Origin of the sequence: Burkholderia sp. BDU5 (assembly GCF_001522845.1) — a bacterium.
GTDB lineage: Bacteria > Pseudomonadota > Gammaproteobacteria > Burkholderiales > Burkholderiaceae > Burkholderia > Burkholderia mayonis.
The window spans coordinates 17,779-38,036 of record NZ_LOWC01000087.1 but is presented as its reverse complement, the minus strand read 5'-3'; the positions used below and the strand labels follow the sequence as shown (position 1 = coordinate 38,036).

Sequence of the window (20,258 nt, the reverse complement as noted above, 5' to 3'; positions counted from 1 at the left end):
AAGCGTCAGGCATCCGCAGCGTCGCTACCCCGCAAACATCATCTTCCAAGCACGGCCACTTCAAACGCTCAATTCCAAAACGCCGTCGTTTAGTGTCGGATTTGGACCGGCGTTCACAGCCTCCCGAGGAAGTCGTAATTTGCTCCAGGTCGGTTACGTATAATGGCCGTCAGTACATGATCTACGACATAATCAACAAAGACGAGAACGAGAAAGTCAGCGCCATCAAGCGTCGATGAGTGTGATCGAGCGGGGGCTGACTTGTGCAGGTCGTTTCGACGCCGAAAGGGCACCCATGGACCAGTCATCGGCAGCGATCGCCACCGCGTGGGCGAGCATTTGTACGGCGGCCGCCACCGTGGCAATGGCCGTAATCACTTTTAGGTTGGTGCGAGCGCAGATTGCCGAAGCCAAGCGGTCCACCGGCCTGCAGCTGTTCACGCAACTCACCCGCGACTTCCAGGACCCCACCATGCGCGGCCTGCGGCGGGCCTTCGCCACAAAATTGTTGAGTGCACGGTTGTACCCGGATCAGGCTGAAAAGCCCCTGATCGATGAAACAGTCTTGGAGTTTTTCGAGCACCTGGCGCACCTCACACGGGAGCAGGTGCTTGAGACGCGGATCGTGTGGAACTATTTTTCGGTGGCCGTCGAAGGCTATTGGCATGCGGCCCGGGACTTCGCGACAGACCTCCGGCACAAGGAGGGCGACACCGAACTGTACCGCGATCTCGAATGGCTGGCAGAAAAATTTGCCCAACTGAGCGCCCGCCGGCACGGACGGAGCGCGCCTGAACGCCCAAGCAGCGACAAGATCAATGACTATCTACGATCCGAACAGACGCTTCATCCATGGGATTCGCCAGTCTCTGCGACGGCAGGAGTCAGATGAAGGGTCGTATATGGTCGCTCGTGCGATACTTGATTGCCGAGGAAAAGAAGGCACCGCATTCGTGTCTTCGAGTGCAGGGCTCGCAGATGGGCAGATATTCATTCTTCCAGTCGGAAATCGACTTCCGGTACGCATTCTTGATGTCCGCATTTACCACGCAAAGTTGGTGGTTGTACACCGAGACATGCATGCCGTAATCTTCCAAGATACGAACGGCGCGGCTCAATGTATTGCGGTAGTCGTATGGATCAATCCACAGCTTGTCAAGGTTGGCCCGGGTAAAACCAGTGATCTCCAGCCCCATTAATGCCACGTGATCCACGAACAGCAGGTTCCGCGCGATGAACTGCGCCAGCTTCTCCAGTCGCCCTATGCTGAGTTTGTGCAGAACGACGCGGACCTCGACCTTCTGGCCCAACTCTTTGAGATGGAGGATGCCCCGGATGGTCTCATCAAATGCCCCCTTAGCCTGCACGATATAGTCGTGCATCGCCGGATCGTCCGAGTACACAGGAATCCCGATCGTCATATCCGGATGATCGACGGCGGCGTAATGGGCCGCAAATGCCCGGTCTACAAACAGGCGCCCATTGGACAGGATGTGAAGTTTGGTTTGCGGTAGCAACGACTTCGCGAGACGCAGCACGTCCAGAAAACGATCTTTGTACAGAGTCGGCTCCCCCCCGGTAAAACCCAGCGCCTCTGTGGTCCGGGGGATTAGGCGAATCAGTTCTATGGCTTCATCGAGGAGCCAGTTGTCATCGACGTCCTTCGGAGGCTGGGAGCACATGAGGCAATAGTGTTGGCACTGCTCCGTGACGAGGATCGCGTTGTGCGGACTGTTCTTACGGTACAGCACGCGAATTTCGCCACGCACCGAATTTAGGCGAATGATGTCTCCGTCAGCCACGTAGTCGTAGTCATCCGGGAGCACAGTGGAGCTTGCTTCGGGGGGGAGCCCTGACAGGTAGTGCGCATCCCTTTTCAGCGCTAGGTAATGAGCGAAGCCGCCAGGGATGTGAGTCTCGCGGACAAGGTATGCGCTACGCGCCTTCAGGGGGGCCGGCAAGTTAGTACGCTGCGCCACCGTGTACAGGATGCCGGCCGACGAGCCATGTTGAGTTCGCGGTTCTCTGACCTCGGAGGCGACCTTGATTTCAATTACCTTCCCACTCAGCTTTAACACGATGCGACCCACCCTCTGAAAATATCCGCGACCTGTTCGTCATCCCGCATCAGCTTAATGAGGTGCCGGAAGATGGACATGTTGCGTTTGCAAAATTCAGAGCTCGGCTTTCGCCCCAACGTGTCCCCGTATACGGTATGGGAGTACACGGGATCGGCGCCGCAAAAGGGCTCGAAGGCGCACTCAGAACACATTGGCGCCGAAAGAGTAAACGACTCCTCTAGTGCGCTAAGGAGGCGATCGGACAAGAAGATCTCTTCATAGCTGTTTGTCATGACGTCGCCGAGGCGAAAACTCGTGTCCCCCATTTCCGCCAGCATCCGACTCTCGTCCGAAGCAAAAACGCCACCGTCGTAATTGAAGACGATAGCGCCGATGCCGATACCGGCCGGGTTGGTCAAATCAACAAATCCCGGGTCATTGGCAGTGAAAATTTTATGGAGCACAACGGAGGAATAGAACTCACGAAAGAAAATACCCGATTTGTTCAATTCGAGTATGTAATCTAACCCATCCTTGTAAAATTTCAGCCAATGCTCAGTGGTGTAGGCTTCGTAAGCCTTAGTCTTCATAGCGAATCCATATGGCGAAAGCGGCCGCAGGAAAATGCCGGGAAAGCCTAGACCCACGTATTCGTCGATGATGTCCCTGACATGCCTCAAGCTACGTTCCGTGGTCGTCATCAAGGCGGACACTCGGTCAAAGCCCACGATGTCGCGTGCTAGCCGAAGCCCTGCTATACACCGTTCGTGGCTGTCATGACCAGGCCGCGGTCGATTCTGGTTGTGGAGGCTCCGGGGGCCGTCCAAGGAGGTTGACAGCAGAATCAGGTTATCCCGGCAGTACTCCAGGATATCTCTGGTCGCCAACGAGAGGGTTGTTGCAATTACGATTTCCAGCTCTCGGTCTTCCATCTTCGCGCGTGCCCTGGCCTTATCGACGACATATCGGATCAGCTCGAAGTTGAGTAAAGGTTCACCACCCTGGAATTCGATTTTCAGGGCAGGCGACGGCGAGCGGAACATCAGGTCCAAGGATCGATCGGCGATCTCCGGCGTCATGTCGAACGCCGCACGATTCTCCGACTGGCGCGACACTTGGCAATATGGGCAGCTATGATCGCAACGCAGCGTCACCACAAAAATATGCAGATTGGTGAAATTCGGCAAACGTTGAAATCGAGTGCGCATTTTCAGCGCCAGGAGTTCATTTGGAGCTTGATCGTCGATTTCGACGATGAATTGCTTTGCACGAAGATCCGGATATATATTGTCGCTTGGTATTACCTGATGATTGACAAGCCTATCAAGTGTCACACGATCCAATAACAGCATCTCACCAGCCATGTTGGTGACGACGTATGTGTCTTCCTCGAGCAAAGTGAAATTGAATGGCAGAAGTGAGTAATTGCCTTTGGCCGAAAAGAACTCGGGAGAGATGAATTTGCTCACTCGGAATCCCGAATCAGTCCGGTGCGCGAAAAAGCCAGCGCCAAAATCAGATGTCGGATCGAGCGCGTCTCGGCGGCAATCTTCGTCCGAAGCTCTTGATCCAGCACTTCTTTCTTGAATTCGTGAGCGACCCCTTCAGCATCTGTGACTGTGGGATCAAGCGTGAGGCGGCACTCGATGCACCCCTCCCGGCAGCGAATATCGGTAGAGACCTTATGGATAGAACGGTAAGCCGCCTTTTGAATCGAGTCAACAGAATACACAGCGGCGTCAAACAGCAAAGTGATTTCGCCAGGCATAAAAGTGACTCAAAAGAAGGTCGTTTAATTCTGATTTCACACGACATCCGCCTTGGGATCTTTCCTCTGGAGCGGTCGCGCCACGGAGTCGATAGCTTGTTTAGTAATCGCCCGAACGGTGCGAGTAGTGCGAACTGTGCGAGCTATGTGACGAGTGAGATTCGTGAGACTCGTGCTGGGCCATCAAAAGGCCTGTCTGGGTAGAGCGCTTCAGCACGAAGCTGAAAGAATCTTCTCCGGCGCGGACAGTCAATTTCCCGCTTTGATCTCCTGCCGCGCCTGGCACGGGCAGCGCCTCTCGTTCTTGGATCTGATTGGTAGGCGGGAGCACCGCAGCGCTCGAATGCTCCGCCGCTATTGCGGCGATAATTGTCGTCAATGGAACCAAGAACTTGGCTTTCATGGCCCGCCCCCGAAGTCATGACGACGTATAGGCTAGCACACGTCCTTGAAAACTAGAAGAAAAATGTCGGGATGCGATGTCCGCATGACGGGCATTACTCGACCAGATTGTAACTGATCCGTCAGTCTATCTGCGGTAGGAGGTAACTGACTGGATGTCGGGCCATCGGCGAGTTTCTTAACGGAGCATGCAATCATTCCCATCACCAGGACGAAGCGTCTCGAGCGATTGAAGCACATCACGAATCGCCTGCAACTCGGCCACGTACTGCTCAATTTGGTCTATGACGTCCGAAACCTGGTCGACGAACGGCACGTCCTGGGCTGCGACCGTGAGGCTGGCGCCGTTGAGGATCGTATGGGCCATACTATGCAGGCGCAGCAGATCGTCGCGCAGGCCTTCGGGATCGTTGAGGCTCGCGCGCACCTCATCGAGGCTCGTCACGGCATCCAGCATGCGCGTGGTGTCGTAGGTCGCCTCCAGCTTCTCCAGCGAGGCGGCATCGACCTCGCCATAGGGCGTTGTTGTCACAGCAGATCTTGCGCTCATGGCGCCTCACATCGGTTCAATGTCGGGGCGTGCGGCCTGACCGAACAGCGCGTCGTTGATCCAGGTCTCGGGCGGCCGATCAAGGTGCAGCTTGTAGCGTCCGAAACGGCGAATGTTGTGCGTCGGATACGGACTCAGGAACTCAATATCCGACACGCGGATTTTCTCGCCCTCGGCCACCATGTCGCGCAACGCTCGCATCATGTCGACCGTGTTTTGCAGGATCACGCCTGAGGCGATCAGGTCATTGTAGCGCAGCCGCTTTTGCTGCTCTTCCGGCTCGTTCTCGGCGATCACGTCACCCCCGAACGACAGCCATTTGGCGAAACCGTTGTACGACTCGATCTTGTTCGTGTTCGCCGTCACCTCCTGGCGCAGCTCGCGACTGCCGATCCACTCGAGCAGAAACACCGTGCGCACGACGTTGCCGAGCTCGCGCGCCGCGAGGTATAGGCGGTTCTTACGGCTTTCCGAGCCCAGCCGGCGCAGCAGCAGCGGCGAGGAAATCGTACCGGCCTGAATCGACAGGGCGACCTGCATCAGTTCCTGCCAGTGCCGATCGATCAGCGCCCAGTCGATCGTGTTCGTGAAGAGCTTGTCGATGTGTTTGTATTTTGCGGCGCTGTCTGGCCGGTAAAGCACGAGGTCCTTCCAGTTGCGGATGCGCGGCATCAGCCTGATCCCAAGCAGATGCGTGAAGGCGAAGACGGCGGCCGATTGGCCCTGCGTGTCGGCATGAACCGTGTCGGCTTTGACGGAGAGGCCGGCCTTCAGCAGCCCCTCAATGACATAGATGGCCTCCCACACGCCGGGCGGAATGAAATGCCGGAACACCGCGATATAGTTGTCGGCGACGTGCCGGTACGCGACAGCGCCCATCTTGCGATAGCGGAAGTGGTAGCCGGCCAGCAGATTGTTGTCGTAGAAGTCGTACTGGGTGCCGTCGGCCGCCACCGTCTTGCCGTCGCCCCAGTGCTTGGGCAGATCGAGCCGCAGGTACAGCTCGACGAGTTCGCGATGCGCGGTTTCGAGCTTGTCGAGGCTCATGTGCCGGCGATTGACGAACGAGAGCATGTGCGCCGTCACGTCCGCGTCCAGATGACGGGCCGCCTGAGTGGGACCGAGGTTGCAGCCCATCGCGAAGATCGTCAGCAGGTAGCGCTCAGCGGCTTTCTGGATTTTTGGATCGCTGCCTGAGAGCGGGCCGAAGTGCCGCGTGAAATGCGTCCAGTGCTCGATGTTGGCGAGGATATCGAGCACGTTGCGCGTCGGCATGCGCGCATTGAGCCGCTCTTGCAGCGCGATCACGCTCGCCGGAATCTCGCGCGCGACGGTCTTGCGCAGAATCGGCTCGCCGTCCTTCCCGATCGTGACATGTTCGCGCTTGCTCGGGAAATCGTCGTCGAGCTTGCGTGCCGTCTCGGTCAACCACTGTCGCAACCCGGCGACGAAACCGCTGCCGGTAGCCGGCAGGCCGACCTTGGCGCAATACTCGGGCAGCAACTGTTCACATTGGCGCCACGGCAGCAAGTGATCTCGGTAGTCGGCATACGCGTCCGAACCCGACACGCACAAGTCGCCGACACGCAGCTCCTCGGCCATGTACGAGAACACGCACAGTTCGAGATAGCGCCGGTTCGTTGGTGCCCCCTCGCCATGCGAGCGACGCACGAGCTTGCGCCAGCGAGGCGCGGCAAAGCTCAGATCGACGTCGAGATCGATCCATTCGCGGTGCAGCGTCTCGTTTTCCCGCACCACCTGGAGCGCGTCGAGCAGCGTTCGCACCTGGCTCGTCGAGTTCCATTCGAGCGTGTGCGCCACGCGCATGAGGACTGCGCGATGCGCGCGGAAATGCTTCCAGAGCAGCGGCAAGTAGTTGCGGCCGCTGAAGGCGCGGATCGCCGCGCAGCTCTCACGCAGCGGTTCGAGGTCCCCTGTCGGCGCGAGCCACTTGCGGATCGACTGCGCGATGGTCATGTCGTTGGGCTGGTCGACGAGAATGTCGACCACGCCATCGAGCAGGACGACGAGATTTTCGATCTGGTCGCGTTGCTTGCGCTGGATCACCTCCAGCTCATCGCTCGCCCGCTTGTGAATGGCGCCCATGCGGCGCACGAACATCTCGGCCAAGTCGTCGCGGGCCCGCACGCGCATGCGATTGAGGAGCGCGATGATCAGCGCGTAGCGTTTCTCGGGCTGGGTTTCCTTCAGGTTCGCCGCGTCCAGGCTCGTCGCCTGGGCAGCCAGCGAGCGCAGCTTCGACGCCGGGATGCCGACAAGCGCTTTAGTGAAATCGCCGAGCCCGTCGAGCCAGGCGATCTGGTCGATCAGCAGGTCCAGATGCTGGCGAGAGGGGCGCTTCGCATGCTGCTTGATGCGGTTGTAGGCCGTCTGGCGGTTCGCCAGATCCCGCACGAGGAGTCGATCGAGGTCGCGCTTCTGCCCGTCGGTGAGCCGCCGCGCGACGCGCCGGAACAGGCGCGTCTGCGTCTTCGCGTGAATCTGCTCGGCGATCCGGTCCAACGTGGAGAACGCCGGCAACTCGATGTCCTGCGCGATGAGCTCGTCGATCGTCGCGTTGATGATGTCGACAGGCTGGTCCATGGCCAGCGCCGCCGTGTGCGCTGCCCGCGTGGCGATCGTGTTGGCGTCGCTCCCGTAGTAGGGCGTCACGCCGAGGTAATCGCGGATCGCCGCGTAATGCCGGAATCGCGTCGAGCGTCGGGAAATAATGCATCTGCTGGAAGACTTTGAGCAGCACCAGCAGGCCGAGACGCGGCCGCTCGCCTCGTGTCGAGCGGCGCGCCCATTCCAATTCCTCAGGCAGCGGCGTGTAGCCGGCGTCCAGATCCCCGGCGGCCAGAACCTTGGGGAAGCGTGGGTACGCGGTGCGTTCGATGGTGGCCATGCGAGTCCTCTGGATCGCAGCGGGCCGCTCAGATTAGCGCAAGAAAACTTCGTGCTACAGGGTCAGATTGGAATGATTTTCCCAATCTTCATAACTAGAAATCTTATGATAGGAATTTACGCTCATCTTGGTCATACCCGCTCATCCGGACGGGAATTTTCCACCACCATCGCCTCGCAAAGTCTCGACTTTACTTCTCGACATCAAGAAGATCGGAGTTTAGTTTGCATCTGCGCAAAGTAAAGTCAGGAGCGTAGACTGATCGCCTCACGGAAGTACAGGGTTTTCTTTCGGGACAGATGTCACGACTTTACTTCGCGGGACGGTTGACCCGACTATGAACGAGAAAGAAACGGAACCGAGCCTGGACCAACACCGCTTCACGGTCTCGTTCGACGAGCCGATGCGCATGGTGACCGGTGGAACGCTTGCTCGCCTGGATCTGGCCGTGGAAACCTATGGCAGTCTGAACGACAGTCGCGATAACGCGATCATGATTTGCCATGGACTGACGGGAAATCAGAATGCGGCCGGAGCCCCGCTGCCCGGCGGGCCGCCGCAGCCATGGTGGCAGCTGGCGATTGGCCCGGGCCGGATGTTCGACACCGATCGCTACTTCATCGTCTGTGCGAACGTGCCGGGTGGGTGCGCTGGATCGACGGGGCCGGCCGCCACGGATCCGCATACCGGCCAGCCTTTCGGCATGCGCTTTCCGCGCGTCACCATGGCGGACATGGCCGATGCATGGGCCCGCTTGCAGGATCGCCTGGACATTCCCCGCTTTCGCGCGGCCGCCGGCGGCTGCATGGGCGGCTTCCAGGTACTCGAATTCGCGCGTCGTCACCCGTCTCGCTTGTCGTGCGCGATCGCCATCAGCGCGACGCCGTTCACGTCCGCGTACACCATCGCGTTGTGGGAGCTGATGCGGCAGGCGATCTACGCCGATCCCGGCTGGCAGGGCGGAGATTATTACGGACAGGCGCAGGGGCCGCTGGCCGGCATGGGGCTGGGTGCGATGATCGGCTCCGTGCTGTGGCTCGACCGGGACACGCTGGCGGAAAAGTTCGGCCGGCGCCGGGCCGATACACCGGCGGCCGATGGCGGTGTGCCGCCGCCTGCGTTTCCGGCGCCCGAATTCGCCGTCGAAGCCTTTCTCGCCCGCGTGCGTGCGAACGCGAGCCTGCGCTTCGATCCCAATTCGCTGATCTGCCTGACCAAGGCGATGGACCTGTTCGATCTGGCGGACGGATATCCCGATCTGTCGTCCGGCGTGTCGGCCATCGACAAGCCGGTGCTGCTGGTGTCCTACGAATCGGACTGGCGCTACCCGCGTGCCGAGATCGCGCGGCTCGCGGATGCGATCGCGAGCAACGGCACCGCCGTCGCCCATCATCATCTGACCAGCCCGTTCGGGCACGGGGCTTACCAATTCGACGTCAGCGCGCTGGCGCCGGTCGTAACCGGTTTTCTACAGGCCATGTCGTGAATCGCGCTCGGCGACAAGATGGCTGCAGCTCATGTGCACGTGCCCGGTCAGTTCCGATCCGATGAGCCGTTGCGCGGCGAGGCGCAGTCCCGAGACGCCGATCGCCTCGGTGAAGCGGTCCAGGGTAGCCAGATACTGGCAGGAAAATCCGTGCAGCGCCTCCATCACGGCCGTCAGACTGCGCCCCGACAGGGCCGCCGCCGCGTCGACCGTGAGCGCATGCGGCTCGAGCGCGATCATCCCGTGACGCACGAGATAGGGGCGCCAGCGCCGAAAGAAGCGAACGAGATCGTCCTGCGCGGCCGTGGCATCGACGAGGCTGCCGTCGGGCCGCGCGAAGATTCCGTCATCGGCATTCGCACCCGGAAGGCCGGCGCGCGCGCCGTACCATTCCGCATGCGCCGCCTCCGATGGCGACGCGTCAACCAGTTCGCGGTCGTGGATGACTGACTTGTTGACATGGAGCGCATCGGCGAAATCGAATCCCTCGACGGCGAGACGCGCGGCAATGGCGTCCGGGTACGAGATGTCCCCGCGTATCAATACGTGCTTCGCTCCGCAGGTTGCCAGCGTGCGCTTCGCCGCCTGCTCCGCCACCGGATTGTTTTCGACGCCGACCAGCAGCAGATTTTCCGCGGCGTCCGCCGCAGCGGGCTCGCTCGCAATGGCATGAAACAAACTCGCCAGCAACGTCGCTTCGCCGCAGCCAACGTCGACGACGACCCGTGGCCGGCTGTCCCCCCGGCTGCGATGAAAGAGCGGCACGGCCATTGCCGACAGGACAGGCGCGCAGTTGCGCCGGAACACTTCAGTCGAGAAGCGAATGTCGGCGGCACGGTCCAGGTGACGCTCCGTCGCGTCGCCGCTGCGTGTCAGCGCGATGCCCGGATCGCCGAACAGGAGCGAGTCCATGCGAGTCAACATCGGCAGGTAGGACAGCGGATAGCGGAACTGCCCGGAAAAGGCGACCGCCATGCGGCCTTCCGTTGTCAACTGCGGGGCCGCTGCCGGTCCGTCGACCCATCCGAGCCATCGCAGCGCCGCCTGCGCATGCCGGCCCGCGGCACCGACGGGCCAAACGTCCGCCGGCAGCGGGAAGGATTCAGGCCGGAACGGCGGCAAGCACCCGCTATCGGCGAGCGTCAGAAGCGTCGGCGCCGCCACGAACGCGAGCAATTCGGTCGCGATGCGGTCGGGGAGATCGGTGGCCGCTTTCCACGCTCGCAGCAGGGGGAGCGTCGCGCGCCGCGCGTGGACCGGCTCGCCAGCCAGCAGCGCATGACACAGGTCCAGCAGCGCGGGCACGTGACGATAGTCGTCCAGCCGCGGCAACCAGCCGCGATTCGCCGCGTTTCCCGGTGTCAGCCGGCCCTGCTGCGCGAGCGCACGCCGGGCGACGCCGACGAAACCGGGATTGCGTGATGATGCGGGCGGAACGTCCGTATCCGCGCGCGCGACCACTGCGTCGTGACGGATCAGGCTGTCGATCGCCGGAGCGATGGCCAGTCCTTCCGCCATATGGCAAATCTGCCGCCAGACCAGCGCTTGGCGGGCCGGCAGTTCGGACACCGATGGCGGCGAGTTATGATCACGCGAAGGAGCTGTACGCATCGTTCACTGAGTGGACTCGGTTGAATGGACTGCGGTGAGTTTGCCGACGACAAGAACGGGGCAATCATGAGCGTCTCCACAACTTCCCTCCCGCCGAGCGGAGAAACCCTGTCGCAACACATTCGCGACGCGTGGACGTCGGGGCGGCGAGAGGACGCCCGAACGCTCGCCGACCGGCTGGCCGAGGCCGCGGCCGAGCGCGGCGACGCAGCGGGATTGCACCTGGCTGCTGCCGTCGCGCTGGCGTGCGGTCTGCCGGAACTGGCGCTTGCCCGGCTCGACGCCGCGTTGCCGCTGGTTCAGCCGGCGGGATCGGCGCCGTTGTGGAACGATCGAGGTCGCGCGTTGCTTGCGTTGGGGCGGGCGGCGAGCGCGGCAAACGACTTTCGTCGCGCGCTCGCCGTCGATCCCAGCCTCGTGGCGACGCGCTTCAACCTTGGCGCGGCCCTCGCAGCGCAAGGTAACCTGGATGCCGCCATCGCGCAGGCACGCTGCTGCATCGCCGATGCGCCGGAATTCGCGCCGGCCTATCCGTTGCTCGCGAGCTGGCTCGCGGATCGCGGCGAACACGCCGCGGCGCTCCCGCTGTTGTTCGACGCAGTGCGACGCTGGCCGGCCGATCTGTCTGTCCGTTCGCGACTGGTCGATCTGCTGAAGTCTTATCCGGACGCCATCGTGCGTTCGGCCGACGACGAAGCGCCGCTCGTCGCGTTGTTGCGTGATGCGGACGTCGACGCACAGCAACTGACGGCGGCGGGATGGCTGCAACAGGCGCGCGACCCCGGCCTGGCACGCCTGATCGGCGCGGACGGTCACGCCGCGGATCCGGCGGCACTGGCGTCGCTGCTGAATGCGCGTCCCCTTGCGCTGGAACTGATTTCGCAGGGTTTGCCGCCCAATCGCACGATCGAGCGCATGCTGTCCCGGGTACGGCGATGGCTGCTGCTGTCGAACGAGAGCGATCGCTATCCGGCGTTGTGCCGGGCGTTGGCGGCTCAATGCCGGCTGAATGGCGGCGCGTGGCCGGTGCCGGCCGACGAAGCGGCGCACTGCAGGCTGGATGCGGCCCGATCGATCTGCGATGCGTATCCGGACATCGAACCGGCGCATACGGCGCAGGGCGTCGAATCGGGCGACGTTGCCGCACGACTGCGTGCGCAGTACGAAGCACATGCCTACCCGGTCTGGCAGCGCATCACGCGCAGGCCGCCGCAAGGCTTTGCCGGATACTGCGGGCCGTTCCGCCACGCGTCGTCCCCGGCGCCCCGCGGGCGGCCCCGGATCCTCGTGGCGGGTTGTGGCACGGGACGACATGCGGCGCAACTGGCATCGGCGATGCCCGACGCCGACATCGTTGCCATCGACGTCAGCACCGCCAGTTTGCGATATGCGGAAGCACGGGCGAGGGCGCTGGGGATCTCGACGATTTCGTTCGCATGCGTGGACTTGCACGATGCAGCGTCGCTGGGCGGGGCCTTCGACCACATTGAATGCGGCGGCGTGCTGCATCATCTGGCCGATCCCGAGGCCGGCTGGCGCGCGCTGATGCCGGCGCTGGCGCCGGGCGGCACAATGCGGATCGGGTTGTATAGCGCGCTGGCCCGCCGCAGCGTGGCGGCGGCGCGCCAGCGCATCGCGGACCTGGTCGTTCCGCCATGCGACGACGATGCGTTGCGGGCGGCGCGTGCCCGGCTGCTTGCCCTTCCTCATGACGATGCCCTCGCATCGGTCTGGCGCTACACCGATTTCTATAGCCTGGCCGGCTTTCGGGACCTGATAGTCAACGAACATGAAGATCCGTTCGACATTCCCCGCATCGCCACCGCATTGACAGCGCTGGGGCTGGTATTCCTCGGTTTCGATCAGGTCGATCCGGACGTCCATGCGTGCAAGCGCGCGTTGCTCGCCGCGGACGACGATGCGGATCTCGCCGGATGGGCCGCGTTCGAAGAGATTTATCCCGATACCTTTCGCGCGATGTACCAATTCTGGTGTCGGCCGGCATGACGCAACGCGTTCCCGTGGAATGCCGCCGTCATTCCGCCAGCAGCAGCTCCGACGTTTCGGGGCCGGCTGTGATGTAGCCGCCGGGAAAGCGTTGGCGGGCGGGCAAGGCCGGTACGTCGCCGTTGACCGGCAGCGACAGGTATTTTTCGCCGAGGGCGAGCAGCCACCGGTTGCCGATCAGCGCGTCCCATTCTCCCGGTCCGAGCCGACCTCGGTCGATCTGCGCCGATGTTGCTCCGCCGTCGCACAGTGCCAGTATCCCGGCTGCCGCCGCCGACACCTGGCTCACGCGCTGGCGCGCGCACGGACGCGTATCGAGCACCGTGGCGCCGCCGTCGGCACGCGGGGTGATGCACAGCAGCGGCTTGGCGGCGGCGTCGTGAAGCTGCCTCCAGGCGGTCACGGCCTGATGACACAGGGCAAGGCCGCTGCCGGGCTCGATCGGCGGACTCGCGCCCGGAATCGAGTCGCCGGTCGTTTGCAGGCGTGCCTTGCCGAGGGTGTCGAAGTTGTAGCATAGCTGGGCGAGCTGTTGCTCCGCCAACGGGTAGATGTAGCGGTAGGGCCACGCGGGCGCAATGTTCAGCTCGTAAAGCTCGGGCGTTTTCTGGTACGGGCTGAATCGTTCGACGCGGACCCGCACCATCGCCTGCGGCGGCTGCAGGTGGACGAGGGCCGGGATCAGCCCGGCCATGTCGCGGTAATCGTCATCGTTCTCCTGGGGAATATCGAACAGGATGTTCCAGGACACGAACAAGCCGTCTTCCCGCGCCCACTTGAGCAGGCGCGTGTTGATCAGCGCCGTCGTTCCCTTTGCCATCTGCTTCAGCAAATTGTCGTTCAGGCTCTCGATGCCGGGCTGGATCCAGGCGATGCCGGCATCGCGCATCAGCGCGACCTGGTCGCGACGAAGGTTGGCTTTGGTTTCGTAGAAGATCTGCCAGTCGCCTGCGTGGTCTTCGCGCAGACGAGGCAGCACGGTCTTGAAATAATCGAGGTCGATGATGTTGTCGACCACCATGAAACGGTTGATGCCGTGCCGGTCCGCGAGCGTCGCGAATTCTCCGATTGCCCGTTCCGGCGACTTGGCGCGAAACGCCATCGAACTCCCGTTCAGGCCGCAGAATGTGCAGTGCCGCACGGCGCCCCACCAGCAGCCTCGCGCCGTCTCGATCGGGAGGCCGGGGCGGATCAGGTCGCGCAACGGCGAATGCGACAAGCGGCGGAAATAGTCCCGGTAATCGGGAATCGGGCTGCCGTCCAGCCGCTCGACGCGTGCCCGCCCGATGCCGGCGGGCGGAGCAACGCCCGCCGGCCCCCCGCGTCCCAGGACACCGGCCGGAAGCCGGGCCGGCGGGGTCCTTGCGCGGTATCGCAGCGCATTGGCGACCAGGTCCGGCAACAGTTCATCGGCTTCGCCGGATACCACGTAATCGACAAAGGGGAAGTTGCGCCACGTCGCGAGCCCCATCTGGTCTTCGCAGTTCGCGCCGCCGATCAGCGTGACGATGTCGGGATCCGCGTGCTTCAGGTGCCGCAGCAGCGCAAGGGCGGCGCAGTGCTGCTGGAACATTGAGCTGACGCCGACAATCTTCGGGCGCCGCGCCACGATTTCGCGCACGGTGCGGGCGATGAACGCCTCGGCCAGCCGGCGCACGGGCCACAGTTGCGCCGCGATTTCGCGCGCGGCGGCTTCGGCGACGGATGGCTTCAGTATCTCGCCAAGCGCGCGCATGTAACCGTCGTGATCGGTCTCCGCGTCGGGAAACGCGGCGCCGGCGAAGGTCCATTCTCCGGCCATTTCTCGCGACAGTCGGGAAATCGCGTCATAGACGGGCAAGCCGATCTGCTCGGCGAACGTGATGTTCGCGTAGTGCACGCCCGCCGAAAAGCCGTGATCGACGAGCACCTGCTTCAACAGCCCGAGCGCGATGGACGGACGTTCGATTGCGCCATAGGGCAGATAGACGAACAGGACGTCGCACGGACCATCGTCGTCGGCGTCGTCGTGGTGGTTCGATCCAGGGTCGGCGTCCATCCGCATCGGCATGACCTCATTCCTCCAGGGCCGTTTCGGGGCGCGCGGCGACCTTGCCCGTGGTGTAGTCCGGGCGCCAGACGAAGCCGCCCGGAAATTCCGAGCCGTCGGGCAGGCTGGGAAGATCGCCTTTCAACGTCAGCGACAGGATCCGTCCGTCCAGTTCGATGGCGTAGGCCCGTTCGAGCAAAAAGGCGAGGGCGTCGGCGATCTGTTCGTCGCTGCCGGCGAAGCGCCCGTCCGAGCGCAGCTTTTCCGGCAGCGTGGCGGTGTTGCGCGCGCCGTCGCACAGCCTGAGGATGGCGGCGGCAGCGCCATCGAGCCGGACCTGCCGCTCGGCCGCCAGCGGTCTCGTGTCCAGCAGGCGAAGCCCGGCGCCGTCGGGTTCCTCGCACAGCACCGCCGGCATGCCTGACCAGAACGCCCTGGACCACGCGACCAGCGCCTTGCGCAACGCATCGGCTCCGGGGCGCTCGAGCGTCAGCCCGACCGACAGGTTGCGGCCCAGGTCCGCGACGCCGCGCTCCTCGAAGAAATAGCTTTGATCCATCAGGTCCGCCGGCGACAGCGGATAGACATACTGCAGCAGCCTGGCCGGAACGAGCTCCAGGCCATAGTCCGCCGCTTTGCCGTGATACGGGCTGTAGCGGTCGAAACGAATGTGGATCATGCCGCCGGGCGGCTGCATGTGACAGATCTTCGGCACCATGTCGGCCATGACCTGGTAATCGGCGTCGTCTTCGCCCGGAAATCCGAACAGCATGGACCACGACAGCCGCAGGCCGAATTCGCGCGACCATTTGAGCAACTGCACGTTCATCCACGCTTGCGCGCCCTTGTCCATCAACGCTAGGACCCGGGAATGCAGGCTCTCGATGCCCGGCTGGATCCACGTGACGCCGGCGGCCGCCAGCGCGGCGACATGGTCGCGCCGCAGGTTCGATTTTGTTTCGTAGAACAGGCGGAAGCCGCGGCCTTGCAGTTGCGGGAGCAACGTGTCGAAGTGGCGCATGTCGAGGATGTTGTCGACGACCTCGAACTTGCGAATGCCGTGGGACGCCGACAGCTCGTCGAATTGTCCGAGCACGCGTTCCGCGCTGCGGCTGCGATAGGCCATGCCGCCGCCGTTCAATCCGCAAAACGTGCAGTGCTTCTTTTGCCCCCACCAGCAGCCGCGCGAGGTTTCGACCGGCAGGCCCGGATCGATCACGGCGGCCAGCGCGCTGTCGCGCAGGGTGTCGAAATAGTCGCCGAAGGCGGGCGTCGCCAGATGTTCGATCGACGGCGACGAGTGGCGCGGCATGCCGTCGTTCGAACCGGGATCGACAGGGTAGCCCGCCGTTCGGTGACGCGGTGTCAGGATCGCATCGGGCAGGCCGAACGGAACCGCGCCGGGTTTCGCCCGCAGGATCCTGCCGACAACATGCGCGATGATGCTGTCCGCCTCGCCGGAAGCGACATAGTCCACCCAGGCGAAATTGCGATGGGTGGTTCGGCCCATCACGGTTTCGCAATTGGCGCCGCCCATCATGGTGACCGTGCCGGGCGATATTTCCTTGATTCGCCGCAGCAGCGCGAGCGACGCAAGGTGTTGCTGAAAGGTGGACGAACACCCGACGATGCGCGGTTGCATCTCGAGGATCCGGTTCGCGGTATCGGTGATGAACCGGTTGGCCGCATCACGCATGCCGTGCAGCATGCGGCGCAAGCCGTCGAGGCCCAGGCGCTCGCGGCTCTCCGGGAGCATGATCAGCCGCTCCAGCAATTGCGCCAGATAGGCGTCGTCATCGGGCTGGTAGTCGGGGAACGCCGCTTGCCGGAATGTCCATTCGCCGACCACATCCTCGGATCGCGTGATGTCGATGAACTGATAGGCCTGAATGCCGATGCGCTCGGCAAAACGCAGGTTCGCGTAGTCCGAGCGAACCGTGAATCCGGCGTCCGTCAGGATGCGATGCAACAGGCCGATCGAGATCGACGGCCGCTCGATCCCGGCATACGGCATGTTGACCAATACCATGTCGACGCCTGGGGGCGGAGCGTCGGCCGCGGATTGGGGCCCCCGGGTCATGCCGAGTCCATGGCCTTGACGGCGCCGACGCGTTGCGCGACCGGTTCGGCCTTCGCAGGTTCGGTATCCAGTGCGCCGAGGCGCATCAGCTCGTTGAGGATGTTGAACGTGTCCACCAACGGCGTGCCGGTTTCGTCCTCGATGCGGGTCGCGACGTCGGCCGCAGTGTGGACGCCGTCTCGCAGCAGGCGATCCAGCGCCGCGAACGCGGGGAAGTTGACGAGGGTGCGCTTGACCCAGATGGACGCAATGTCGTAGCCCTCCCGGGTCACGGTCGTGGCGACGAGGCAGGGGTTGAGGGCGACCGTGGTGTCGGGCGTCACGACATGCCCGGCGCCGTTGATCAACCGGATCAGGAGCTTGCGCAACTGCTCCGCGTTGTCGAAATGTCCTTGGTCCAGCACGCGATAGCCGTTCGGCCAGCGATCCGATGCATGGCACGGCGTCACCATCCGGACCGAGTGGTCGACCATGTTGAAGAGGAAGCCGCTCACGCAAGCGATGGTCTGCGGCTGTTCGTCGCTCGTTTTGGCATGGCCGCGCGGCGACTTGACGCGGGCGCGGCCTGCATTGGCCTTGGGCACGCCGGACTCGCGATTCAGCGGCAGCAGCTCCACGTTGATCAGTTCTTCCGGGGTGAAACGACTGTGGACGTCGTCCAGCATTTTCAGCGTGAGGATCGAGAATCGCTGGATCTCGCCGGCGCAATCCCTGACCATGTCGAGAATCTCGCGCGTCATTGCCTCGTTGCGCAACGGAATGGCGGTGGTGGTCTGCGGATACCGGCCGAAAGCGCGCCGGAAATCGCTAATGAAATGGATGTAATCGGGATTGTCCAGCGGATCGGACGCCCAATAGCAGAATCCGTTGAAGACAGAATCGCCAATGACGTCGCGACACACGTCCAGCGTGTCGCGCCACAAGGCCGCATGCTCGGGCGTGTAGGCAAAATGAGCGCTCAGCTTCTCTGCGCCCACTCCACAGAACCAGCATCCGACCGAACATCCTTTCTGCAATTCGAAGGCCACCGTCGCGTGCACGAGCCCCGCCGACTTGGCTGGCCCGAGTTCCAGCGTGCAGCGATGCATCTGCTGCAGCCGCCACAGGCCGAACCGGCCGGAAACGCCTGCCTTGACGTCACGCATCCAGTCGCGAAACGCCAGCTTTTCGGCAATGAAGGAACGATAGCGCCGCACCGAGCGGGAATCTTCGGGGGCGGGCAGGCCGTTTGCCCGATCCTGCTTGCGTTGACGCGCTTCCTGTTCGTGCCACAGGATCCGAACGTTCTGCGGATCGATGTCGATGCCGTAGGCGTCGCATGCTTCCTGCGGATGCTCGTAGAGACGGGCGCGGAACACGTTGTCCATCGACCACCGTTCCAGCAGGCGCTTGGTCTGGGCGACGTCGCTGACGTATTCGGAATCGGCGCAGCCGGGAACAGTAAACAGCGGGACAACGTCCTCGCCAAAGCCGCGCGCGATTTCCCAGGCCCGCTCTTCACGCTCTTTGCGCATGTCGGCCATGCCGTCTCCTCGTCCGTTCAACACTGTCGCCGGCGTCGGTTCGCCCTGTCAATGGGCGCATCGGCTCGCGCGATCCCCAAACGCCGGCGTCCCGGGGATCGCTCACCGAGTGTCGTACGGGATCAGGTCAGCACGGCGGCGCCGACCGCGACGACCACGCCCTCGGTCGCGCCGGCCACGTTCTGGACGCCAGCCGCATTAGCTTCGCCTACCGCATTGGCGGTGGTGTACAGATTGACGGCTTCCCAGCCGGCAGCCATGGCGGTGGCCGCCGTCGCATCGGTGTGAGGCTGCAACGCGGTATGGGCCGGCGGGACAGGCACTACGAAATGGCGCGTGTCAGCGGTGTCTTGCAGCAGCGTGACGCGCACGCCCTTGGGCAGCGGGGTAATTGCCTTTAGGAGCTTCGCTCCGGCAACGGGGTCCGCTTCGAGGCGGTCCTGGGCCGGCAGCACGACGTACTTGTTCTGCGAGCTGTTTTCTAATGCCGAGACCTGGACCGAGTCGGGCAGCGTGAGGCCGGCGGCCGCCAGCGCGGCCTTGGGGTTTTGCAGGACGCTCGCCTTGTAGGCAGGATCGCGCCAGGCATGTGCAATCACGTTGGCTGCCACAACGCGCCATTTATCGCTGTTTGACATGGGTATCCTCGCTTCGGTGAGAATGGGAGTGTTCGCGCACGCTCGATGAAGCTTATGAAATGCAGATTGTGAATTCAAGCTGATTCGCAATGGATATTTTGTATTTAATTTAATTGAATTATTCGATAAATTGGTTGATATTGGGTGCGCGCCGCAATCGATCTGAAAATGTTCGTCACCCAGCTCCGACTCGAAATAGCGCAAGGTTTCCGAGCCCCAGCCGTTGCCGTGCAGGCCGGCGAGCAGTTCGCGCCAGGTACGCGCGTCTGGCGCAAAGCTGCGGTGGAGCAGCCCCACGATGTTCCGCACTGGCACATCGAGATACAGCGTGCGGGATGCCGGCGCGCTGGCTTCGCGCCCGAAGGCGGCGTATCGCGATAGCCCAATGGTTGACGCGCTCAATTCCTGGCTGAGCGCAACCGGCCGATCGAGAAGGGACGCCTGCGCATGGTCGAGGGCCGCGCGGATGATGGTGAGAGCGGATCGGTTTTCGTGCACCGTTGCGGCTCAGGTTCATGCCGCCGACTCGGCGGGCTTGGGTCGCACGAATCGGCGAGCGCGCACCAGGGGCGGTTACACGCACCACTCGCTCCCAAGCTTCGAGATAGCGATGCGCTGGCATCGTGCAAAGTCGTGCATCATGTGCGACGACCGCTGCACCTGGTCGGCCGGCAGCGGCAACAACTGCGCCTTGGTCAACGATCGGTGATTGCGCGTGGGAGTCTTCCGCATGCTATTCCGCAGGGGTACCGAGTTTTCGGCATGCCAAAATCATTGCCGAGTAAGCATTGTTGGGCATTGGATCTCCCCAACGTTCGGGATTGTCGGTCATATATTTTCCGACAGCCGCCGCAATTTGCACGTTGGTCATTCCATGGCCGACCGCACAATCGTGAAGCTTCACCGACCGTGGTAGATCCTTCATCGCAATGGCCGGGGCATAGAAGATTCCATCGAAGACACCTTCCAGATAACGCAGTTTTTCCAACGTGCTAAACCGCTGATACGCATTTCCGTCAACAAACCCGCCCGGCACGAAAATGCGCGGCGATGTGTTCTGTGCTTGGCACGCCGCGGACACAGCAACCAGTGCAAGCCCCGTAATCATCTTTTTCATGAGGTGTTTTCTCCGGAAGGAACAAGCCGCACCGGCCCCGAAGGATCTCAAAACCCGTACAGGGTCCCCTTGATTTTGA

General features: G+C 62.7%; 14 protein-coding genes and 2 pseudogenes. 4 read left to right on the top strand and 12 right to left on the bottom strand.

Annotation, left to right across the window (positions count from 1 at the left end; genetic code table 11):
- Positions 1 to 239, top strand: a pseudogene (locus WS69_RS34790) (hypothetical protein); the annotation flags it as partial.
- A 56-nt stretch (positions 240 to 295) separates the two neighbouring features.
- A complete protein-coding gene (locus WS69_RS15160) occupies positions 296 to 892 on the top strand; it encodes a DUF4760 domain-containing protein (RefSeq protein WP_059471560.1) in 597 nt (198 codons plus the stop codon).
- On the opposite strand, the gene hxsC is transcribed toward WS69_RS15160, so the two are convergent.
- From hxsC to WS69_RS15135, 6 genes and pseudogenes are all read right to left on the bottom strand, one after another.
- Positions 885 to 2,090, bottom strand: a complete 1,206-nt coding sequence (gene hxsC / locus WS69_RS15155; RefSeq protein ID WP_231747147.1) for a His-Xaa-Ser system radical SAM maturase HxsC — start codon at positions 2,088 to 2,090, stop codon at positions 885 to 887. The two genes, WS69_RS15160 and hxsC, sit on opposite strands and share 8 nt — an antisense overlap.
- Entirely contained in the window at positions 2,072 to 3,529 is a 1,458-nt protein-coding gene (gene hxsB, locus WS69_RS15150; protein WP_059471559.1) for a His-Xaa-Ser system radical SAM maturase HxsB, read from the bottom strand. The genes hxsC and hxsB overlap by 19 nt, the downstream gene beginning before the upstream one ends.
- On the bottom strand, positions 3,526 to 3,828 hold the full coding sequence (hxsD, locus tag WS69_RS15145) for a His-Xaa-Ser system protein HxsD (protein WP_059471558.1): 303 nt from the start codon (positions 3,826 to 3,828) through the stop codon (positions 3,526 to 3,528). Before hxsD ends, hxsB begins: the two co-directional genes overlap by 4 nt.
- A 100-nt stretch (positions 3,829 to 3,928) precedes the next feature.
- A complete protein-coding gene (gene hxsA2, locus WS69_RS34785) occupies positions 3,929 to 4,231 on the bottom strand; it encodes a His-Xaa-Ser repeat protein HxsA2 (RefSeq protein WP_082716210.1) in 303 nt (100 codons plus the stop codon).
- 177 nt (positions 4,232 to 4,408) lie between these two features.
- The gene (gene tnpC / locus WS69_RS15140; protein WP_059471557.1) at positions 4,409 to 4,780 is read right to left on the bottom strand and encodes a Tn3 family transposase post-transcriptional regulator TnpC; all 372 of its coding nucleotides are present in this window, start codon (positions 4,778 to 4,780) and stop codon (positions 4,409 to 4,411) included.
- A 147-nt stretch (positions 4,781 to 4,927) separates the two neighbouring features.
- Positions 4,928 to 7,688, bottom strand: a pseudogene (locus tag WS69_RS15135) (Tn3 family transposase); the annotation flags it as partial.
- A gap of 337 nt (positions 7,689 to 8,025) precedes the next feature.
- Here WS69_RS15135 and metX point away from each other — a divergent pair.
- Complete coding sequence (gene metX / locus WS69_RS15130) at positions 8,026 to 9,174, top strand: homoserine O-acetyltransferase MetX (protein WP_059471556.1); 1,149 nt, start codon at positions 8,026 to 8,028, stop codon at positions 9,172 to 9,174.
- Here metX and WS69_RS15125 read toward each other — a convergent pair.
- Positions 9,157 to 10,743 (bottom strand): AprA-related methyltransferase, encoded by a 1,587-nt coding sequence (locus tag WS69_RS15125; protein WP_156438156.1) that lies wholly within the window; start codon positions 10,741 to 10,743, stop codon positions 9,157 to 9,159. The two genes, metX and WS69_RS15125, sit on opposite strands and share 18 nt — an antisense overlap.
- A gap of 66 nt (positions 10,744 to 10,809) precedes the next feature.
- On the opposite strand from WS69_RS15125, the gene WS69_RS15120 reads away from it, so the two are divergent.
- Positions 10,810 to 12,792, top strand: coding sequence for a class I SAM-dependent methyltransferase (locus tag WS69_RS15120; RefSeq protein WP_059471554.1), 1,983 nt, complete (start codon positions 10,810 to 10,812; stop codon positions 12,790 to 12,792).
- A 28-nt stretch (positions 12,793 to 12,820) separates the two neighbouring features.
- On the opposite strand, the gene WS69_RS15115 is transcribed toward WS69_RS15120, so the two are convergent.
- The 5 genes from WS69_RS15115 to WS69_RS33370 all read right to left on the bottom strand — a co-directional run bounded on the left by WS69_RS15115 (position 12,821) and on the right by WS69_RS33370 (position 20,179).
- Positions 12,821 to 14,842: a RiPP maturation radical SAM C-methyltransferase gene (locus WS69_RS15115; RefSeq protein WP_059471553.1), complete on the bottom strand. Its 2,022-nt coding sequence runs from the start codon at positions 14,840 to 14,842 to the stop codon at positions 12,821 to 12,823.
- Positions 14,843 to 14,846: 4 nt separating this feature from the next.
- Positions 14,847 to 16,835: a RiPP maturation radical SAM C-methyltransferase gene (locus WS69_RS15110; RefSeq protein ID WP_231747149.1), complete on the bottom strand. Its 1,989-nt coding sequence runs from the start codon at positions 16,833 to 16,835 to the stop codon at positions 14,847 to 14,849.
- Between the two features lie 62 nt (positions 16,836 to 16,897).
- Positions 16,898 to 18,424: a radical SAM family RiPP maturation amino acid epimerase gene (locus WS69_RS15105; protein WP_059471551.1), complete on the bottom strand. Its 1,527-nt coding sequence runs from the start codon at positions 18,422 to 18,424 to the stop codon at positions 16,898 to 16,900.
- A gap of 122 nt (positions 18,425 to 18,546) precedes the next feature.
- Positions 18,547 to 19,560 carry an NHLP leader peptide family RiPP precursor gene (locus tag WS69_RS34165; RefSeq protein ID WP_197419265.1) on the bottom strand — a complete coding sequence of 338 codons (1,014 nt, stop codon included), beginning with the start codon at positions 19,558 to 19,560 and terminating at the stop codon, positions 18,547 to 18,549.
- A gap of 235 nt (positions 19,561 to 19,795) precedes the next feature.
- Positions 19,796 to 20,179, bottom strand: coding sequence for a hypothetical protein (locus WS69_RS33370; RefSeq protein WP_156438154.1), 384 nt, complete (start codon positions 20,177 to 20,179; stop codon positions 19,796 to 19,798).
- Between the last annotated feature and the right edge of the window lie 79 nt (positions 20,180 to 20,258).

Bases quoted from the DNA above. Each gene is read 5' to 3' on its own strand.
- tnpC (WP_059471557.1), bottom strand. From the start codon at position 4,780: ATGAGCGCAAGATCTGCTGTGACAACAACGCCCTATGGCGAGGTCGAT.
- WS69_RS15105 (WP_059471551.1), bottom strand. From the start codon at position 18,424: ATGGCCGACATGCGCAAAGAGCGTGAAGAGCGGGCCTGGGAAATCGCG.
- WS69_RS33370 (WP_156438154.1), bottom strand. From the start codon at position 20,179: ATGAAAAAGATGATTACGGGGCTTGCACTGGTTGCTGTGTCCGCGGCG.
- metX (WP_059471556.1), top strand. From the start codon at position 8,026: ATGAACGAGAAAGAAACGGAACCGAGCCTGGACCAACACCGCTTCACG.
- WS69_RS15120 (WP_059471554.1), top strand. From the start codon at position 10,810: ATGGACTGCGGTGAGTTTGCCGACGACAAGAACGGGGCAATCATGAGC.
- WS69_RS15115 (WP_059471553.1), bottom strand. From the start codon at position 14,842: ATGCCGATGCGGATGGACGCCGACCCTGGATCGAACCACCACGACGAC.
- hxsA2 (WP_082716210.1), bottom strand. From the start codon at position 4,231: ATGAAAGCCAAGTTCTTGGTTCCATTGACGACAATTATCGCCGCAATA.
- WS69_RS15160 (WP_059471560.1), top strand. From the start codon at position 296: ATGGACCAGTCATCGGCAGCGATCGCCACCGCGTGGGCGAGCATTTGT.
- WS69_RS15110 (WP_231747149.1), bottom strand. From the start codon at position 16,835: ATGCCGTATGCCGGGATCGAGCGGCCGTCGATCTCGATCGGCCTGTTG.
- hxsD (WP_059471558.1), bottom strand. From the start codon at position 3,828: ATGCCTGGCGAAATCACTTTGCTGTTTGACGCCGCTGTGTATTCTGTT.